This window comes from Rathayibacter sp. PhB151, assembly GCF_004366415.1.
Classification (GTDB): domain Bacteria; phylum Actinomycetota; class Actinomycetes; order Actinomycetales; family Microbacteriaceae; genus Rathayibacter; species Rathayibacter festucae.
Genome location: NZ_SOEN01000009.1, coordinates 92,062 through 108,847 on the forward strand (window position 1 = coordinate 92,062; position 16,786 = coordinate 108,847).

Genomic DNA, 16,786 nt, shown 5'->3' on the forward strand with positions numbered 1-16,786 from the left:
GCGTCCCCTCCGCCCTCAGAGCGCGGCGGGGACGCCGACCAGGCGGCTGGAGAGCGTCCAGAGGTCGCGGCCGAGCTGCCGGTCGCGCGCCTGCGCGGCCGTCGCGCCGCCGGGCCGGAGCCCATCGAAGTAGCTGCCGCTCGCCGCGCCGACGTCGGGTTCGGACGCCAGCGTGATCAGCGGGACGGCGCCCGCGTCGGCGGAGATGCCCGGCGACCCGCTCAGCGACAGCAGCGACATCAGCCGCGAGTCGGCGCCGAAGCCGGTCGCGACGACGCCCGGGTGGAACGAGTAGGCGTCGACGGCGGTCGGCAGCAGGCGCTCGGCCAGCTCGCGGACGAAGAGGATCGTGGCGAGCTTCGAGGTGCCGTAGGCGCGCCAGCCGCCCAGCCACGGCCCGCGCCGGCGGTCGAGGTCGTCGAGCGAGAGCCGGCCGATGCGGTTGGCGGCGCTCGCGGTGGAGACCACGCGGGCACCGGGGCGCTCGCGCCCGGTCTCGATCAGGCGGGGGAGCAGGAGCCGCGTCAGCAGGAACGGGGCCAGGTGGTTGCTCTGGATCGTCCGCTCGTGCCCGTCGACCGTCTCGCCGCGGTGCGAGACGAGGCCGCCCGCGTTGTTCGCGAGCACGTCGATGCCGTCGTAGCGGGCGAGCAGCGCCGCGGCGAGGTCGCGGACGTCGTCGAGACGGTCGAAGTCCGTGACGAACGGGTCGCCGCCGATCTCGTCGGCGACCGCTCGGGTGCGCTCGGCGTTCCTCCCGACGACGGCGACGCGGGCGCCGGCCGAGGCCAGCGCGGCGGCGGCGACCCGCCCGATCCCGGAGCTCGCCCCGGTGAGGACGACGACGCGCCCCGTCTGATCAGCGACCACGGACGTAGCCGCCCTTCTCGAGGCCGGCCTCGATCTCGAAGCGGTTCCGCAGCGGGTCGCGGCCGGCGACGAAGTACATCAGCGGGAACCACATGCCGAAGGTGCGCCACTGCACCTTGTGCACGGCCTCGTGCTCGAGCACGCGGTCGGAGACGTTGCTGTCCGTCAGATAGCTCGTGCCGACGCAGGAGCCGCCGCGGCCGAAGGCCCAGGAGGGCAGCCCGGTGAAGACGACGAGCCCGTTGCGGCGCTCGATCGGGCCCGTGCTCCAGAGCGCGCCCCAGGCCAGCCCGACCGCGCAGGCGAAGAGGTAGCCGGGCCGGGTGATCGCCGGGTCGAGGGCGACGACCGCGACCGCGCGCCGCAGGGCGCTCACGCGCTGTCGCGCCCGTAGGTCTCGAGCAGGCGCAGCCAGACCTCGCTGATCGTCGGGTAGGAGGGGACCGCGTGCCAGAGGCGGGACAGCGGGACCTCGCCGACGACGGCGATCGTCGCGGAGTGCACGAGCTCGCCGACCTCCTTGCCGACGAAGGTGACGCCGAGCAGGACCTTGCGGTCCTCGTCGACGACCATCCGGGCTGTGCCCTTGTAGCCGACGGCGGCGAGCGAGGCGCCGGCGACGGAGCCGATCTCGTAGTCGACGACCCTGGTGCGGTAGCCCGCCTTCTCGGCCGCGGCGGCGGTGAGGCCGACGGAGGCGACCTCCGGGTCGGTGAAGACGACCTGCGGCACGGCCTCGTGGTCGGCCGTGGCGACGTGGGCGCCCCACGGCGCGTCCTTCACCTCGCCGCCGGTGCTGCGGGCGACGATCACGTCGCCGGCGGCGCGGGCCTGGTACTTGCCCTGGTGGGTGAGCAGCGCGCGGTGGTTGACGTCGCCGACGCCGTAGAGCCAGGGCGTGCCGGAGCCGACCGGGGAGCCGTCCGCGCCGAGCACGAGCATCGTGTCGTCGACCGTCAGCGAGTCGCCCGGCTCGAGCCCGACGACCTCGAGACCGATGTCGCGGGTCTGCGGGGCGCGGCCGGTGGCGGCGAGGATCTCGTCGGCCTCGACGACGTCACCGCCCTCCAGGGTCACGGCGACGGTGCCGTCGGCGCGGCGCTCGACCGAGGCGGGGGAGCCGCCGATCCGCACGTCGACGCCGAGCTCGCGGAGGGCGTCGCCGACCAGCTCGCCGGCGAAGGGCTCGAACGGGGCGAGCAGTCCGCTGCGGGCGAGCAGGGTCACGGTGGCGCCCATGCCGGCGTAGGCCGTCGCCATCTCGCAGGCGACGACGCCGCCGCCGATGACGACGAGGCGGCCGGGGACGATCTCGGCGCTGGTCGCCTCGCGGCTGGTCCACGGGGAGGCGGCGCGCAGCCCCGGGATGTCGGGGACGACGGCGCTGGTGCCGGTCGCGACGGCGACGGCGCTCCGGGCGTGCAAGACGCGGACGGAGCCGTCAGGGGCGGTGACGCTCACCTCGCGCACGCCGCTGAGGCGGCCGTGGCCGCGGACGAGCTCGATGCCGGCACCCTCGAGCCACTGGACCTGGCCGTGGTCGTCGAAGCCGCTGGTGACGGAGTCGCGGTGCGCCAGGAGCGCGGCGATGTCGACACCGCCGGTGACGGCCTGCGCCGCTCCCGGGAGGTCGCGGGCGGCCCGGAGCGCCATCGGCGCGCGCAGCAGCGCCTTGGACGGCATGCAGGCCCAGTAGGAGCACTCGCCGCCGACCAGCTCGCTCTCGACGATCGCGGCGGTCAGCCCGCCCTGCACGGCGCGGTCGGCGATGTTCTCGCCGACCGGCCCCGCGCCGATGACGATCAGATCGAAGGTGTCGGTGGGGGCGGTGTCGGTCGCGGCGTCGGTGCTCGGCGTGGTCATGGTCTCTCCGGATCGTTCTCGGGGGCGGATCGCCCGTTCTGTCCTGGACTCCGGCGCCGTGCGGCCCGGAGGACGTTCTCAGTGCGCAGGCACGATCTCGGCACGCCAGCCGTCGTAGCGGCCGCCCTCGCGCTCGACGACCTCGATCACCTGGCGGAGGAAGGCGGTCGTCGCCTCCTCGTCCACCGCGGCGTGGTGGCTCGCCACCAGCACGAGCCGCAGCCGTAGGCGCGAGATCGCGATCTCGAAGCCGGAGGCGACGAGCGCCCGCCCGGCCCGGCGCGCCCTCGAGCGGCGGGAGAAGACGGCGAAGTGGTCGACCTCGCGCAGCTCCCAGACCTGGTCGCCGTAGCGCAGGCGTACCTCGAGCTGCTGGGCCGCGCGCTCGCGCTGGGCCTCCAGCGGGGAGGAGGGCGCTCGGGGCGCGGCAGCGGGGGTGGACGCGGTGGTGGTGGTCACGGGTGCCTGCTCGCTCATCGGCCGGTGAACTCCGCTCGGGTGCGGGAGAGGAAGGCCTTCATGCCGATCCGCGCGTCGTCGGACGCGGCGAGGCGCGCCAGCTCGGCGGGCAGGGCGGCGGCCGTCTCGGCGTCGGAGGAGGCGACGGCGAGCCGTGCGCTCGCGAGCGCCGCCTGGACGGCGAGCGGGGCCTGCGCAGCGATCCGCTCGGCGAGCGCACGGGCGGCCTCGGCGACGGTGCCGTCGGGCACCACCTCCTGGACGAGGCCGATCCGGTGCGCCTCGCGGGCGTCGAACTCGTCGCCGGTGAGGATCCAGCGCATCGCGTCCCCCCAGCCGGCCGCGCGCGGGAAGCGCAGGGTCGCGCCGCCGAAGGGCAGGATGCCGCGGGCGACCTCGATCTGGCCGAAGCGGGTCGACTCCTCGGCGAGGACGACGTCGCTCGCGAGCGCCAGCTCGATGCCGAGGGTGAGGCAGGTGCCCTGCAGGCCGATCACGACGGGCTTGGCCACCGGGCGGGTGCGGATCGCCCACGGGTCGAGGCCGCCCTCGGGCACGAAGTCCAGGCCGTCGCCGCCGAGCCGCGGCCCGATGTCGGCGAGGTCGAGCCCGGCGGTGAAGTGGGCGCCCTCGGCGAGGACGACGCCCGCGCGCAGCTCCGGATCGCGGTCCAGCTCGCCGTAGGCGGCGGCCAGCTCGCCGAGGAGCCGGAAGTCGGCGGCGTTCCGCTTCTCGGGCCGGTCGAGGACGATCTCGAGCACGTGCCCGCGCCGTTCGGTGCGCACACGTCGCCGGTCGTCGCTCATCGGTCCTCCGCTCGGGTCGCGTCCGTCCATCTTGCCCGCTGCCGCCGACACCGGGTCGCGGCGGGGCGCCGATTCGGAGTCGCCGCTCAGGCCGACGGCGTGCGGGCCGGTGCTCGGACGGCGCGGAGTGCTCAGACGCCGCGGGTCGTCGCGCCGACCAGGCGGAGGATCGTCGGCAGGTCGTCGACCGCGGCGGTCGGCGAGGACGGCGCGAAGGAGGTGAGACCCGCGCCGGCGAGCGGGAACCGGGCCCGCAGCGCGGCGAGGCACTCGACCAGCCGCGAGGCGGGGACGCCGAACGGCACGGGGTCGAAGAGTCCGGCGACCTCGGCCGGGTCGAGGACGTCGAGGTCGATGTGCACGTAGACCGAGCCGGCACCGGTCGCCTCGACGGCGGCGACGAGCGCCTCCGGATCGAGCGCGTCGACGCCGAGGTGGGTGGCGCCGCGCTCGAGCAGTCCCTCGAGCTCGCCCGGGTCCGAGGCGCGGACGCCCGCGAGCACGACGTGCTCGTCGGCGATCCGGTCCGCGGCCGAGGCGCTGAGCAGTCCGACGCCGCGGCCGAGGACGGCCGACAGCACCATGCCGCAGAACGCGCCGCTCGGCGAGGTCTCCGGGGTGTTCGCGTCCGGGTGCGCGTCGAACCAGACCAGCGCGACCGGCTCGGGGGAGGAGCGGACCGCGTGCCCGATCGCCGCGAACTCCACGCCGCAGTCGCCGCCGATCGTCACGATCGGCCCGGGGCGGCCGACCAGCGCCTCGCGGACCCGCTCGGCGGTCACGGCGACGGACGCGTAGCGGCGGACTCCGGTGTCCTGCGCGTCGCCCGCCTCCGGCGGGACGTCGACGACGACCGTGGCGGAGGAGGGCAGATCGCCGCGGATCGCCTCGGCTCCGTCGACGAGGCGCATGGCCCGCGTCGAGGCGGATCCCTGCCACTGGGGGACGACGAGGAAGGAGGCCATGGCTCTCACTATGGCACGCGACTCGCGGGGGTCGAGGCCTCGCCGGATCAGGCGGCCGGGAGCTCGCCGGGCGCGCCCGCGAGCGGATCCGCGGACGGCGCCTCGGGGCCGTCGAGGTCGAGCAGCGCCTCGTCCAGCGCGGAGCGGGCGCGGTCGTCGGCGGCCCTCGCCTGCTCGAGTGCGGCGGACGGATCCGCCGCCGCGAGGTGCAGGGCGGCGTCCAGCTGGGAGCGGGTCTCCTCGGCGAGGATGCGCGGCGCGGCGGTGATCCGCTCGCCGTGCACGGCCGCCAGCAGGGCGACCGCGTCGGCCCCGAGCAGGGCGACGGTGCGGGCCCCCTCGACGAGGAGCAGCTGCCGCTCGGCCTGCGCCCGCGGCTCGCGGTAGCCGGCGACCACCGCGTCGAGGGCGGCGTCGGCCTCGAGCAGCAGGGCGAGGACGACAGAGGGGTCGTGCCGGACGTCCGAGGCGCGCGCGTCGTCGGCGCTGAGCAGCAGGGCGGTCGCGGCGGCGCAGGCGGTCGCGACGTCGGCGGCGGAGGCGAGCTGCGCGGTGGTCCGCACGCCGGTCAGGGTGGCTGCGCGGTCGAGGTCGTCCCGCACCGAGCGCTCCAGAGCGCTCAGCTGGGTCTCGGCGCGCTCCAGCAGCACCGTCTGCGCCTCGACGGCGTCGAGCAGCGCGGCCGCGGCGGCGTCGTCGCGCTCGGCGGCCGCCTCGATCGCCTCGCGGAGGGGGCGCACCTGGCGCTCGGAGGTGGTGCCCGCGAGGACGGAGACGTCGGCGCGGGAGCGGTGCAGCCGCTCCGGGAGGGACGGGGTCGGCGAGGTCACTCCGTGATCGTACGGGCCCTGTGTTACCGAGCGTGTCGTCGCGACTCGACCCGCCGCCCGCCCGTGCCCAGGATGGAGGCATGCCAGGAACGCTCGCCATCGTCGAAGTCGCCTCGACGCGCCCCGGACGCGACGAGTACCACGCCTACGTGCAGATGCTCAACGGCCGCATCCTGGGCCTCGCCCGCGAGCTCGGCTGGGAGGCGGAGCGCTTCGCGGCGGAGGACCTCGGCACCGCGCGGCTGCTCGAGCGCACGCTCGGCGCCGACGCGATCGTGCTGGCCGGCGGCGAGGACATCGCCCCCGAGCGCTACGGCGTCGCCCGCGGCTACGCCGGCGAGGGCCCGCACGCGGAGCAGGCCGACGCCGCCCAGATCGCCCTGGTCCGCCGGGCTCTCGCCCGCCGCACCCCGCTGCTCGGCATCTGCCGCGGACTCCAGATCGTCAACGTCGCCCTCGGCGGCACGCTCGTCCCGGACCTCGGCCCGGAGGCCGCGCACCTCAACGCCGACGCGCCGGTGCACGAGCGCATGCACCGCCACGATGTGGTGCTCGCCGCGGACTCGACCCTCGGCGGCCTCTTCGGCGCGGAGGCGCTCGCCGTGCAGAGCGCGCACCACCAGGCGGTCGACGCGCTCGCCCCGGGCCTGCGGGTCGTCGCCCGGGCGGAGGACGGCGTCGTCGAGGCGCTGGAGCACCGCGACGCGCCGATCGTCGGCGTGCAGTGGCACCCGGAGGACCCGGCGGCGCCGGCCGGGCAGCTCGCTGTCCTGCTCGAGGGGCTCGCGCACGCCGTTGCCCGGCAGAACCCGGTCGAGGCCGTCGCCGCCTGAGCGACGCCGACCCCGACCCGGATCCGTGCGGGTCGTGCCTCAGCCGGCCAGCCGCGCCATCCACGCCTCGATCTCGTCGGCGGAGCGGGGGATGCCGGCCGACAGGTTCTCGGCGCCGTCCGCCGTCACGAGGACGTCGTCCTCGATCCGCACGCCGATGCCGCGCAGCTCCTCGGGGACGGTGAGGTCGTCGGGCTGGAAGTAGAGGCCCGGCTCGATCGTGAAGACCATGCCGGCCTCGACGATCCCGTCCAGGTACATCTCGCGGCGGGCCTTCGCGCAGTCGTGCACGTCGAGGCCCAGGTGGTGGCTGGTGCCGTGCACCATGTAGCGGCGGTGCTGCTGGTTGTCGGCCTCGAGCGCCTCCTCGGCGCTCACCGGCAGCAGGCCCCACTCGGCGGTGCGCCGGGCGATGACGGCCATCGCGGCCGCGTGCACCTCGCGGAAGCGGATGCCGGGCCGGACGATCGCGAAGGCGGCGTCGGCCGCCTCCCGGACCGTCTCGTGCACGCGGCGCTGCGCCTCGGTGTAGCGGCCGTCGACGGGGAAGGTCCGGGTGATGTCGGCGGTGTAGTAGCTCTCCTGCTCCACGCCGGCGTCGAGGAGCACCAGGTCGCCGGAGCGCACCGGTCCGTCGTTGCGGGTCCAGTGCAGGATGCAGGCGTGCGCACCGGCGGCGGCGATGGTGTCGTAGCCGACCGCGTTGCCGTCGGCGCGGGCGCGGCCGTTGAAGACGCCCTCGATCAGGCGCTCGCCGCGCTCGTGCCGGATGATGCGGGGCAGGTCGGCGAGGACGTCCTCGAAGCCGCGGGCGGTGGCGTCGACGGCCGCGCGCAGCTCGGCGATCTCGTACTCGTCCTTGACCAGGCGCAGCTCGGAGAGGTCGCGCTCGAGGGCGTCGCCGTCGGACTCCGCATCGGGTGCCTGCGCGTCCACGCGCGCGGTGACCACGGGGTCCGCCTCGCGGAGGACCGCGACCGGCGCCTCGCCGGCGTCCAGGACGGCGTCGAGCTCCGCGATGCCCCGGGTCTCGAGTCCGAGGTCGGCCGCGACCTGCGCGAGCGAGGGGCGCGGGCCGATCCAGAACTCGCCGATCTCGGAGTTGGCGTAGAACTCGTCGGAGTCGCGGCCGGCCCGCTCGCGGAAGTAGAGCGTCGCGGTGTGGCCCTCGCCCGCGGGTTCGAGCACCAGCACGGCGCCGGGCTCCGAGTCCGAGCCCCAGCCGGTCAGCCAGGTGAAGGCGGAGTGCGCGCGGAACGGGTAGTCGGTGTCGTTGGCCCGCTGCTTCAGCCGCCCGGCCGGCACGATCAGGCGGACGCCGGTGTGCAGGGCCGAGAGGCGCTCGCGGCGGCGCGCGGCGAAGGCGGCCTGCTCGCGCGGCGCGGGGAGGGTCTCCTCGCGCTCGGCCCAGCCGGACGCGATGAAGTCGCGGAACCGGTCGGAGCCGGGGGTCGTGGAGCGGTTCGTGGTCGCGCGCGGCGCGGGAGCGGCGGCGACGGTCTCCGGTGCGGCGGTGGTGGTCTGCTCGTCCGTGTTCGTCATGCCGCCATTCTCCTCCCTGCGCCCGACACGGCGGCCGGGGCAGGGTCAGGGGGCAGGGGTCAGGACGACTCCTTGACCATCCCGCGGACCGAGAGCTGCGCGAGCACCGGGCGGTGGTCGCTGCCGGCGTCGTCCTGGTCGTCCAGCACGTCGAAGCCGGAGACGTCCCAGCGACCGGAGAACAGCACGTGGTCGATCGGAGCGGCGAGGGCCGGCGGGAGGCTCGTCGGCCAGGTGCCGACGGCGGCGGCGTTCGCGAGCCGTCCGGCGTCCGTGCAGCCGCCGAGGTCGGCGTCGCCCGGGAGGGCCGACCAGTGGTCGAGAGTCGAGTTGAGATCACCCAGGACGACGAGGTCCTCCTCGGCGGTGCAGAGGTCGGCCAGCCTGGCCAGGTCGCTGCGCCACTCGGTCGCGTGGGCGGGCAGCGGGGCGGTGGTGTGCACGGCCGCGATCACTGGGCGCTCCGGGGTGTCGGGGCGGGCGACGAGGGAGGCGCTGGTCGCGGTCGGCGTGCTCGCCGCGTCGACCGAGTAGCCGCCGAGGGCGGGCGAGAGCAGCAGCGCCGTGCCGTCGCTCGGCCCGGTGCCCGGGACCAGGTGCAGGATCATCGGGCGGCCGGCGGCGGCGAGGGCGTCTCCGACCTGCTCGGCGCGCTCCTGCGACACCTCGAGCAGGGCGACCGCGTCGGCGGCGTTCGCGTCCGCGAGCGCGGCGACGGTCTCGGCGGGGACGCCGTCGTGCAGGAGGTTCCAGCTCAGGACGCGCAGGTCGCCGAGGCGGTGCGCGCGGGGCGGGGCGGAGTCGTCGCCGCGGACCGCCTGCAGGCCGCCGAGCACGAGCGCGAGGGCGACGCCGAGGGCGCCGAGGACGAGGGCGAGCCGGCGCACGGGCTCGACGAGCACCGCGACGACGACGAGGACGACGGCTCCGGCGACCCCGGCCAGGGCGGTGGCCGCGCGGAACGAGACCAGCTGCGCGAAGGGCGTCTGACCGGCGAGGCCGAAGAAGCCGGGTGCCGCGACCACCAGCAGCACGATCGCCACTGCGAGCGCCACCGCGAACTTGACCAGTCGTGTCCCCATCCCGGCCCAGGCTAGGGCATCGGTCCCGGGGAGTCCGCAGGACGCGCGTCTACGATGGCCGGATGCATGTCCCCGGAGGCGGGTACGACCTCCACACCCACTCGCTCGTCTCCGACGGCACCGAGCCGCCCGAGGTGCTCGTCCGCGCGGCCGCCTCGGCCGGTCTCGACGGCGTCGCGCTGACCGACCACGACACCACCCGCGGCTGGGCGGCGGCGATCGCCGCGGCCGAGGAGGCGGGCATCGACCTGCTGCCCGGGATGGAGCTCTCCTCGAGGGTCGGCTGGGCGAGCGTGCACGTGCTCGCGTACCTCCCCGATCCGGAGGACCCCGGCCTCGTGGCCGAGACCTCGCGGATCCGCTCGGAGCGCTCGCACCGCGCGCAGGCCATCGTCGCGGCGATCGCGGCCGACTACGACCTCACCTGGGACGACGTGCTGGCGCAGACCAGCCCCGGCACCACGATCGGGCGCCCGCACATCGCCGACGCCCTGGTCGCCCGCGGGCTCGCGACCGACCGCTCGGCGGCGTTCGCGGGGATCCTCGACTGGCGCGGAGGCTACTTCCAGCCGCACTACGCCCCGGACCCGGTCGAGGCGGTGCGGCTCGTGCGGGCCGCGGGCGGCGTGCCCGTGATCGCGCACCCCGCGACGAGCACCCGCGGCATCGCGATCGAGTCGATGCTGCCGGAGCTGGTCGACGCGGGGCTGTTCGGCCTCGAGGTCGAGCACCGGGAGAACACCGCCGCGGGCAAGCGGCGGCTGCGCGAGCTGGCGGCGCGGTACTCCCTCGTCACGACCGGGTCGAGCGACTACCACGGCACCGGCAAGCCGAACCGGCTCGGCGAGAACACGACGGCGCGCGCGACCGTCGACGCCATCCGCGGGGCGGCGCGCGCGGGCTGAGCCGAGACGACGGCACGGCGGGGTGGGTCTCGATACGCCGCTACGCGGCTACTCGACCAGCATGCTTCTCCTGCCGTTCGAGCAACCCGCGGAGCGGTCCTGCGTGCCGTTCGAGCAGCCCGCGGAGCGGTCCTGCACGCCGACTAAGTAGCCCGCGGAGCGGACTTGCATGCTGATCGAGTAGCCCGCGGAGCGGGCGTATCGAGATCCACCGCTGTCAGAAGCTCGCGCCGCTGAAGGCCGGGTCTCGATACGCGCCTCCGGAGCTACTCGACCAGCATGCTTCTCCTGCTGATCGAGCAGCCCGCGGAGCGGACCTTCATGCTGATCGAGTAGCCCGCGGAGCGGGCGTATCGAGATCCGCGGCCGAGGAGGGCTACGCCGAGCCGTCCGGGCGGGGGCTGCGGCGGCGCTGGCGGGTGCGGCGGCGGGGCTCGCTGTTGCCGTCGTGGTGCTCCTTGCTCTCGCTCGAGGGGGCCTGGCCGGTCTGCACCGGCTCGCCCTCAGTCGCGGCGGGAGCGGTCTCACCGGAGTCTCCGCGGCTGCGGCGACGCGGCTCGCGGCCGCCCTCGCGCGGCTCCCGCGGCTCGCGCTGACGGGGAGCGCGCTCGGGGCGGGCGTCCGCCTTCGCCTCGGCGGGGATCGGAGTCGGCTTCAGCCGGCCCTTCGTGCCGACGGGGATCGCGAGGTCCTCGTAGAGGTGCGGCGACGAGGAGTAGGTCTCGACCGGGTCGGGCTGGCCGAACTCGAGCGCGCGGTTGATGAGGGCCCACTTGTGCAGGTCCTCCCAGTCGACGAAGGTGACGGCGATGCCGGTCTTGCCGGCGCGGCCGGTGCGGCCGACGCGGTGCAGGTAGGTCTGGTCGTCGTCCGGGATCGTGTGGTTGATCACGTGGGTGACATCGTTGACGTCGATGCCGCGGGCCGCGACGTCGGTCGCGATCAGGATGTCCTTCTTGCCGGCCTTGAACGCGGCCATCGCCCGCTCGCGCTGCTCCTGGTTGAGGTCGCCGTGCACGGCGGCGGCGTTGAAGCCGCGGTCGTTGAGCTCCTCGACGATGCGGGCGGCCGCGCGCTTGGTGCGGGTGAAGATGACGGTCTTGCCGCGGCCCTCGGCCTGCAGGATGCGGGCGATGACCTCGTCCTTGTCGAGCGAGTGCGCCCGGTAGACGATGTGCTTGATGTTCGCCTGCGTGATGCCCTCGTCGGGGTCCGTCGCGCGGATGTGGATCGGCTTGTTCATGAAGCGGCGGGCGAGGGCCACGATCGCGCCGGGCATCGTCGCCGAGAAGAGCATGGTGTGGCGGGTGGCCGGGGTCTGCGCGAAGAGCTTCTCGATGTCGGAGAGGAAGCCGAGGTCGAGCATCTTGTCGGCCTCGTCGAGGACCATCGTCTGCACGCTCGCGAGCGAGAGCAGGCGCTGTCCGGCGAGGTCGAGCAGGCGGCCCGGGGTGCCGACGACGATCTGCGCGCCGGCCTTGAGCTGCTCGATCTGACCCTCGTAGGCCTTGCCGCCGTAGATCGAGACGATCTTGGTCGGCCGGTTGGAGGCGGCGAGCTCGATGTCCTCGGTGACCTGCACGGCCAGCTCGCGGGTCGGCACCACGATCAGCGCCTTGACGCCGGGCTCGGGGTCGTTGCCGAGGGCCTGGATGAGGGGGAGGCCGAAGCCGAAGGTCTTGCCGGTGCCGGTCTTGGCCTGCCCGATGATGTCCTGCTTCTGCAGGGCCAGCGGGATGGTCTGCTCCTGGATGGGGAACGGCTCGAGGATGCCCTTGGCGGCGAGTGCGGCGACGATGTCGTCGTCGATGTTGAGATCGGAGAAAGTCACGGAGTGAAGCGCCTGTCGTGTCGAACGGTCCACGCCCCTGTACGACTCGGGCGCAGGGTCACCGATCCAGCGCCGGTGACATCCCGGCGAGTCTACCGCCACGGGGGTCCTCGGGCCCGGAACCGCGGGCGGTGCGCGCTCTACACTGATCGGATGGCAGCCTGGTTCCGACGTCGACGTCCGCTCGGCGAAGCCCCCCGACTGACCCCGCGCGGAGAGTCGACGAGCAAGCGCGACCGCGTCGATCTCGCCGACCTGAGCCCCCAGCTGCTGCCCTACCTCGGTCAGGTGGCCTACCTCCAGCTCGCCGTCTTCGAGGCGCTGGCCCGCGGGGTGGCGGGCACGGAGGACCTCGCCGACAAGGAGGCGATCTCGGCCGCCGCCGGCACCGCGCTGGCGAAGCACCACGCGGTCGTGGCCGAGCTGCGCCGGCGCGACGTCGAGCCGAGCGAGGCGATGGCGCCGTTCCGGCCGGCCATCGACACCTTCGAGCACCTCACCCGCGGCGCCGACCTGCACGAGACGCTGCTCTCGGCGTACATCACCGCCGGGCTGCTCGACGACTTCTTCATCCGGCTCACCGGCGGGCTGCCGAACGACGTCGGACCGCGGATGGCGCAGACGCTCGGCGCCGACACCGGCGTCGACGGACTGGTCGCGATCCTCCGCCGCGAGATCGCCGCGGACGAGCGCCTCGGCTCCCGCCTCGCGGTCTGGGGGCGCCGACTGGTGGGTGACACGCTGCTCGTCGCGCGCTCGGCGCTGATGGGCTCGGGCAACCCCGACTCGGACGAGTCCCGGATCGAGCCGGTCTTCACCGAGTTGATCGCCTCGCACACCCGCCGGATGGACGCGCTCGGGCTGACGGCCTGACGCCTCGGCGCGGCTGTCAGCCGGGGCTCCTACGCCTCCGGCTCGCGGAATCGCCTCCGGCTCGCGGATTCCGCCGGTTTCCACGTGCCGAACGCGGTTCGGCGTGCCGGAGCTCGGCCGGTGCCGCATTCCTGCTGGTCGAGTAGCCCCGGAGGGGCGTATCGAGACCCGCCGTCGCTAGCAGGGCGGGTCTGCAGAGTCGTCCTGCCGGCGGTGGTGGATCTCGATACGCCCGCTTCGCGGGCTACTCGATCAGCATGGTGTGCCCGCTTCGCGGGCTACTCGATCAGCATGGTCCGGCCGCCGCGTCAGTCGTCGATGAAGCCGGGGACGTGGGCCAGGGTGGCGACGGTGCGGGCGCGGCCCCACTCGACGTGGGCGTGGGCGACGGAGACGGCGAGCGGGGCGTCGCCGGCGGCGATCGCCTCCGCGAGCCGCACGTGCTCGTCGTGCCGGACGCCCGGCTCGGCCTGGATGTTGGCGATGTTGAGACGGTTGCTGCGCTCGTCGAGCGGCTGCATCGTGGTGATCAGGAGCCGGTTGCCCGCGATCGCCTCGATCGCGCCGTGGATGCGGCCGCTCTCGGAGTGGAAGCGCGCGAGGTCGCCGGCGGCGAGGGCGGCGCTGGCGTCGGCGACGACGGCGGTCAGGGCCGAGGCGTCGGCGCCGCGGGCCACCGCCTCCGCGGCCTTGCGGGCCACGAGCGGCTCGAGCGCCGAGCGGATGTCGTAGAGCTCCTCGACATCGCGCCGCCGGACGATCGAGACGACGGCGGTGCTGCGCGGGCGCACCGTGACCAGGCCGGCCAGCTCGAGCCAGGGCAGCGCCTCGCGGATCGGGACGCGCGAGACGGCGAGCTCGGTGGCGAGATCGCGCTCGCGGATCGGCTCGCCCGCCGGCAGCCGGCCGTCGAGGATGCGCGCGCGCAGCTCCTCGTACACCCGCTGCGACATCGTCTGCGCGGGACTCTTCGTCGGCATCGGCGCTCCTGTCGGTCTACCCGTTCTCCGTCCTCGAAGGGTAGCGGGCGGTGCAGGAGAGACCCGTCGGCCCTTGTAACGCCGTCTTCATCTGCCCGAAACACCCTGGCGCCGGATCGGATCTACCGTGATCGACGTGCCTCGGTATACCGAGCGCCTCCCTCGCCACTCCGCCGGAAGGACCCGCCCCATGAGCACCGTCACCAATCCGCCCCCCGCCACGACGATGGGCGACCGCATCGAGGCCGCCTACTCGCGCATCGGAGTCACGAGCGCCCACCTCGGCATCGTCGCGATGATCCTCTTCGGCGTCTTCTTCGACGCGATCGAGCAGAACACGGTCGGCGTCGCCGGCCCGATCCTCGCCGCCGACTGGGGACTCGCCGGCGCGCAGATCGGCCTGCTCAACACGGCGACCTTCACGGCGGTCGCGCTCGGCCGGGTCCTCGCCGGAGTGGTGATGGACCGGATCGGGCGGCGCACCCTCCTCGGCGCGAACCTTATGATCTTCGCCGTCGGCTCGCTGCTCTGCGCCTTCGCGCCCAGCTACGAGATCCTGGTCGCGGCGCGCTTCCTGGTCGGCCTCGGCCTCGGCGGCGAGATCGCGACGGCGGTCATCATGCTGGCCGAGTTCTTCTCTGCCAAGCACCGCGGCACCGCCGTCGGCCTGATCAACGTCGCCGCGGCCGGACTCGGCAACATGCTCGCCCCGCTCTTCGGCGTCATCGTCTTCTCGGTCTTCACCGGCGACGACCGCTGGCGCTGGCTCTTCGGCATCCTGGTGATCCCCGCCCTCGCGGTCGTGGTCTACCGGCGCGCGCTGCCCGAGACTCCCCGCTACCTCGCCGCCCGGGGCCGCGTCGCCGAGGCGAACACCGTGATCAACCGTCTCGCTCAGGGCCGGCTGCACCGCCCCGTGACCGACGAGGTGGACTACCTGGGCGGTGCCGCCGACCGACCCGTCACCGCCGTGAGCACCCCGCGCTGGACCGAGCTCTTCGGCCGCCGCCACCGCCGCACCACGATCGCCCTGGGCGTCGCGGTCTGCATGTCCTACGCCGCGCAGATCTCGATGCTCACCCTGATCCCGCTGATCCTCACCTCTCGCGGCTTCGACATCACCAGTGCGCTCTGGTATACCCTCGTGATGCAGTCGGGCTCGCTCGTCGGAGCGCTGGTCGCGGCGCTCGCCGCCCGCCGGCTGCCGCGCAAGCTCACGCTCACGGTCGCGGCCCTGCTCGGGATCGGCGCCGGTCTCGGCTTCGGCTTCCTCGGCACCACCGTCGCGCTGGTGCTCGTCTTCGGCTTCCTCTTCAACTTCTCGGTGATCGTGCTCAACACCACCATCTGGCTGTTCGCTCCGGAGCAGTACCCCACGCGCATCCGCGGCCTCGGCACCTCGGTGATCCTCGCCCTCGGCTCGCTCTCCGGCGGACTGTTCCCGCTCCTCGCCGGCGCCGTGCTCGACGCCTCGGGGGTCGGCGGGATGTTCGCCCTCCTCGCCGGGCTGTTCGCGATCTGCGCGATCGCCGTGCAGTTCCCGCGCGAGACCGTCGGCCGCCCGATGGCGGAGGACTGAGCGTGCAGCGCACGGTCGTCGTCGTGAATCCGAACACCTCGGTCGCGACCACCCGGCTGCTAGTGGCCGTCGCCCGCGACGCGGTGCGCGGGGAGGACGTCCGGATCGTGGGGGAGACGGTGGCGCAGGGGCCCTCGATCATCACGACGCCTGCGGCTCTCTCCGCCGCGGCGGCGCACGTGGTGGCCGCGGCTCGACGCGCGGTGCTGCTGCACGCGCCCGACGCGATCGTGGTCGCCGCGTTCGGCGATCCGGGTGCCGCCGACGCGGCGGAGGCCACGGGGCTGCCGGTCGTGGGCATCGGAGCCGCGGCCGTGCGCGCCGCGAGCGCGGGCGGCCGGCGGTTCGCGATCGCGACGACGACCGGTCGGCTCGAGCAGGTGCTCCGGGCGCTCGTCGCGGACGCGGGGGCCCTGGACGCCTACGCGGGCTGCTTCCTCACGGCGTCGCCGGCGGAGGAGCTCGAGGACCCGGACCGGCTGCACGGCGAGCTGCACGCGGCGGTGCTGCTGGCGCAGGCGGCCGGGGCGGAGGCGGTGATCATCGGCGGCGGGCCGCTCAGCGCGGCGGCCGAGCGGCTCGCGGCGGAGTTCGCCGGGGTGCTGCCGATCGTGGAGCCGATCCGCGCGGCGGTGGCGGAGGCGCTCGCCGCGACGACCCCGGTCGGGGCGCTGCCCGCCTGAGGAGGCGGTTCCGGGAACGACGAAGGCGCGGGAGTCCGGGACTCCCGCGCCTTCGCGTGGTGGTGGGCGGCGCTCAGGGAGCGACGCGGTCCGGGGCGACCCGGCCGGCGAGCATCGCCTCGAGGGCGGCGTCGTCGCGACGGGTGCGCGCCCGGCCCAGCGCGACGTCGGCCGCGAGGACCGCGACAGCCGCGAGGCCGAGCGCGAGGATCCAGATCAGTCCGCCGTCCCAGGGCAGACCGGCCCAGGTCAGCGCGACCCAGACGACGGCGGCGACGACGCCGCCGAGCGCGGGGATCAGGACCGACCCGTGCAGGTGCCGGTGCGGCAGCCCGTAGCGGGCGGCGAGGCCCAGGAGGATCCCGCCGAGCGTGACGAAGAGGAGCTCCACGACGTGACCGTGCGGGAGGGGCTAGGCGACGAAGCCGACGCGGCGCGACTCCTCGGAGCCGACCTCGACGAAGGCGATGGTCTCGGTGGGGACGATGTAGATCTTGCCCTTCTCGTCGCGCAGGCGGAGGACCTTGGCGCCCGCCTCGAGCGCGGTGGTCACCGTCTTCTCGACCTCGGCCACGGACAGCGAGGACTCGAAGTTGAGCTCGCGCGGGGTGTTGACGATTCCGATACGGATTTCCACCAGCAGTGCCTTTCGGGAGGGGACGTGGCTGTCAGGATACGGGACCGC

At 74.6% G+C, this 16,786-nt stretch carries 18 protein-coding genes; 5 read left to right on the top strand and 13 right to left on the bottom strand.

Annotation, left to right across the window (positions count from 1 at the left end):
• Window positions 1-15: 15 nt before the first annotated feature.
• The 7 genes from EDF35_RS16320 to EDF35_RS16350 form a co-directional block, all read right to left on the bottom strand.
• Window positions 16-870, bottom strand: coding sequence for an SDR family NAD(P)-dependent oxidoreductase (locus EDF35_RS16320; protein WP_133963113.1), 855 nt, complete (start codon window positions 868-870; stop codon window positions 16-18).
• Entirely contained in the window at window positions 860-1,246 is a 387-nt protein-coding gene (locus tag EDF35_RS16325; RefSeq protein WP_123447600.1) for a Fe-S oxidoreductase, read from the bottom strand. The genes EDF35_RS16320 and EDF35_RS16325 overlap by 11 nt, the downstream gene beginning before the upstream one ends.
• Window positions 1,243-2,733 carry an NAD(P)/FAD-dependent oxidoreductase gene (locus EDF35_RS16330; protein WP_133963114.1) on the bottom strand — a complete coding sequence of 497 codons (1,491 nt, stop codon included), beginning with the start codon at window positions 2,731-2,733 and terminating at the stop codon, window positions 1,243-1,245. The genes EDF35_RS16325 and EDF35_RS16330 overlap by 4 nt, the downstream gene beginning before the upstream one ends.
• Window positions 2,734-2,811: 78 nt before the next feature.
• On the bottom strand, window positions 2,812-3,192 hold the full coding sequence (locus EDF35_RS16335; protein WP_133963115.1) for a ribonuclease E inhibitor RraB: 381 nt from the start codon (window positions 3,190-3,192) through the stop codon (window positions 2,812-2,814).
• 14 nt (window positions 3,193-3,206) lie between these two features.
• The gene (locus tag EDF35_RS16340) at window positions 3,207-3,998 is read right to left on the bottom strand and encodes a crotonase/enoyl-CoA hydratase family protein (protein ID WP_133963116.1); all 792 of its coding nucleotides are present in this window, start codon (window positions 3,996-3,998) and stop codon (window positions 3,207-3,209) included.
• A gap of 131 nt (window positions 3,999-4,129) precedes the next feature.
• Window positions 4,130-4,963: an arginase family protein gene (locus EDF35_RS16345; RefSeq protein WP_133963117.1), complete on the bottom strand. Its 834-nt coding sequence runs from the start codon at window positions 4,961-4,963 to the stop codon at window positions 4,130-4,132.
• A 47-nt stretch (window positions 4,964-5,010) separates the two neighbouring features.
• Entirely contained in the window at window positions 5,011-5,793 is a 783-nt protein-coding gene (locus EDF35_RS16350) for a hypothetical protein (protein WP_123447595.1), read from the bottom strand.
• Between the two features lie 80 nt (window positions 5,794-5,873).
• On the opposite strand from EDF35_RS16350, the gene EDF35_RS16355 reads away from it, so the two are divergent.
• Window positions 5,874-6,626: a gamma-glutamyl-gamma-aminobutyrate hydrolase family protein gene (locus tag EDF35_RS16355; protein WP_123447594.1), complete on the top strand. Its 753-nt coding sequence runs from the start codon at window positions 5,874-5,876 to the stop codon at window positions 6,624-6,626.
• A gap of 39 nt (window positions 6,627-6,665) precedes the next feature.
• On the opposite strand, the gene EDF35_RS16360 is transcribed toward EDF35_RS16355, so the two are convergent.
• Window positions 6,666-8,168, bottom strand: coding sequence for an aminopeptidase P family protein (locus EDF35_RS16360; RefSeq protein ID WP_133963118.1), 1,503 nt, complete (start codon window positions 8,166-8,168; stop codon window positions 6,666-6,668).
• A gap of 59 nt (window positions 8,169-8,227) precedes the next feature.
• A complete protein-coding gene (locus EDF35_RS16365; protein WP_127887188.1) occupies window positions 8,228-9,250 on the bottom strand; it encodes an endonuclease/exonuclease/phosphatase family protein in 1,023 nt (340 codons plus the stop codon).
• Window positions 9,251-9,312: 62 nt separating this feature from the next.
• Here EDF35_RS16365 and EDF35_RS16370 point away from each other — a divergent pair, with 62 nt between their 5' ends.
• Entirely contained in the window at window positions 9,313-10,155 is an 843-nt protein-coding gene (locus EDF35_RS16370) for a PHP domain-containing protein (RefSeq protein WP_123705107.1), read from the top strand.
• A gap of 376 nt (window positions 10,156-10,531) precedes the next feature.
• Here EDF35_RS16370 and EDF35_RS16375 read toward each other — a convergent pair whose 3' ends face one another.
• Window positions 10,532-11,986 carry a DEAD/DEAH box helicase gene (locus EDF35_RS16375; RefSeq protein WP_123447590.1) on the bottom strand — a complete coding sequence of 485 codons (1,455 nt, stop codon included), beginning with the start codon at window positions 11,984-11,986 and terminating at the stop codon, window positions 10,532-10,534.
• A 153-nt stretch (window positions 11,987-12,139) separates the two neighbouring features.
• Here EDF35_RS16375 and EDF35_RS16380 point away from each other — a divergent pair, with 153 nt between their 5' ends.
• Window positions 12,140-12,859 (top strand): ferritin-like fold-containing protein, encoded by a 720-nt coding sequence (locus tag EDF35_RS16380; protein ID WP_133963119.1) that lies wholly within the window; start codon window positions 12,140-12,142, stop codon window positions 12,857-12,859.
• A 308-nt stretch (window positions 12,860-13,167) separates the two neighbouring features.
• Here EDF35_RS16380 and EDF35_RS16385 read toward each other — a convergent pair whose 3' ends face one another.
• Complete coding sequence (locus tag EDF35_RS16385) at window positions 13,168-13,839, bottom strand: GntR family transcriptional regulator (RefSeq protein WP_133963120.1); 672 nt, start codon at window positions 13,837-13,839, stop codon at window positions 13,168-13,170.
• A 190-nt stretch (window positions 13,840-14,029) separates the two neighbouring features.
• On the opposite strand from EDF35_RS16385, the gene EDF35_RS16390 reads away from it, so the two are divergent.
• Complete coding sequence (locus EDF35_RS16390) at window positions 14,030-15,418, top strand: MFS transporter (RefSeq protein ID WP_243583074.1); 1,389 nt, start codon at window positions 14,030-14,032, stop codon at window positions 15,416-15,418.
• Window positions 15,419-15,420: 2 nt separating this feature from the next.
• Window positions 15,421-16,101, top strand: coding sequence for an aspartate/glutamate racemase family protein (locus EDF35_RS16395; RefSeq protein ID WP_208323086.1), 681 nt, complete (start codon window positions 15,421-15,423; stop codon window positions 16,099-16,101).
• Window positions 16,102-16,174: 73 nt separating this feature from the next.
• On the opposite strand, the gene EDF35_RS16400 is transcribed toward EDF35_RS16395, so the two are convergent.
• Together EDF35_RS16400 and EDF35_RS16405 are read right to left on the bottom strand one after the other, a co-directional pair.
• Complete coding sequence (locus tag EDF35_RS16400) at window positions 16,175-16,492, bottom strand: hypothetical protein (protein ID WP_123447587.1); 318 nt, start codon at window positions 16,490-16,492, stop codon at window positions 16,175-16,177.
• A 21-nt stretch (window positions 16,493-16,513) separates the two neighbouring features.
• The gene (locus EDF35_RS16405) at window positions 16,514-16,738 is read right to left on the bottom strand and encodes a DUF3107 domain-containing protein (RefSeq protein ID WP_123447586.1); all 225 of its coding nucleotides are present in this window, start codon (window positions 16,736-16,738) and stop codon (window positions 16,514-16,516) included.
• Window positions 16,739-16,786: the final 48 nt, after the last annotated feature.

Coding starts and splice junctions, on each gene's coding strand:
- EDF35_RS16330 (WP_133963114.1), bottom strand. CDS start 2,733: ATGACCACGCCGAGCACCGACGCCGCGACCGACACCGCCCCCACCGAC.
- EDF35_RS16340 (WP_133963116.1), bottom strand. CDS start 3,998: ATGAGCGACGACCGGCGACGTGTGCGCACCGAACGGCGCGGGCACGTG.
- EDF35_RS16345 (WP_133963117.1), bottom strand. CDS start 4,963: ATGGCCTCCTTCCTCGTCGTCCCCCAGTGGCAGGGATCCGCCTCGACG.
- EDF35_RS16355 (WP_123447594.1), top strand. CDS start 5,874: ATGCCAGGAACGCTCGCCATCGTCGAAGTCGCCTCGACGCGCCCCGGA.
- EDF35_RS16360 (WP_133963118.1), bottom strand. CDS start 8,168: ATGACGAACACGGACGAGCAGACCACCACCGCCGCACCGGAGACCGTC.
- EDF35_RS16365 (WP_127887188.1), bottom strand. CDS start 9,250: ATGGGGACACGACTGGTCAAGTTCGCGGTGGCGCTCGCAGTGGCGATC.
- EDF35_RS16370 (WP_123705107.1), top strand. CDS start 9,313: ATGCATGTCCCCGGAGGCGGGTACGACCTCCACACCCACTCGCTCGTC.
- EDF35_RS16380 (WP_133963119.1), top strand. CDS start 12,140: ATGGCAGCCTGGTTCCGACGTCGACGTCCGCTCGGCGAAGCCCCCCGA.
- EDF35_RS16385 (WP_133963120.1), bottom strand. CDS start 13,839: ATGCCGACGAAGAGTCCCGCGCAGACGATGTCGCAGCGGGTGTACGAG.
- EDF35_RS16390 (WP_243583074.1), top strand. CDS start 14,030: ATGAGCACCGTCACCAATCCGCCCCCCGCCACGACGATGGGCGACCGC.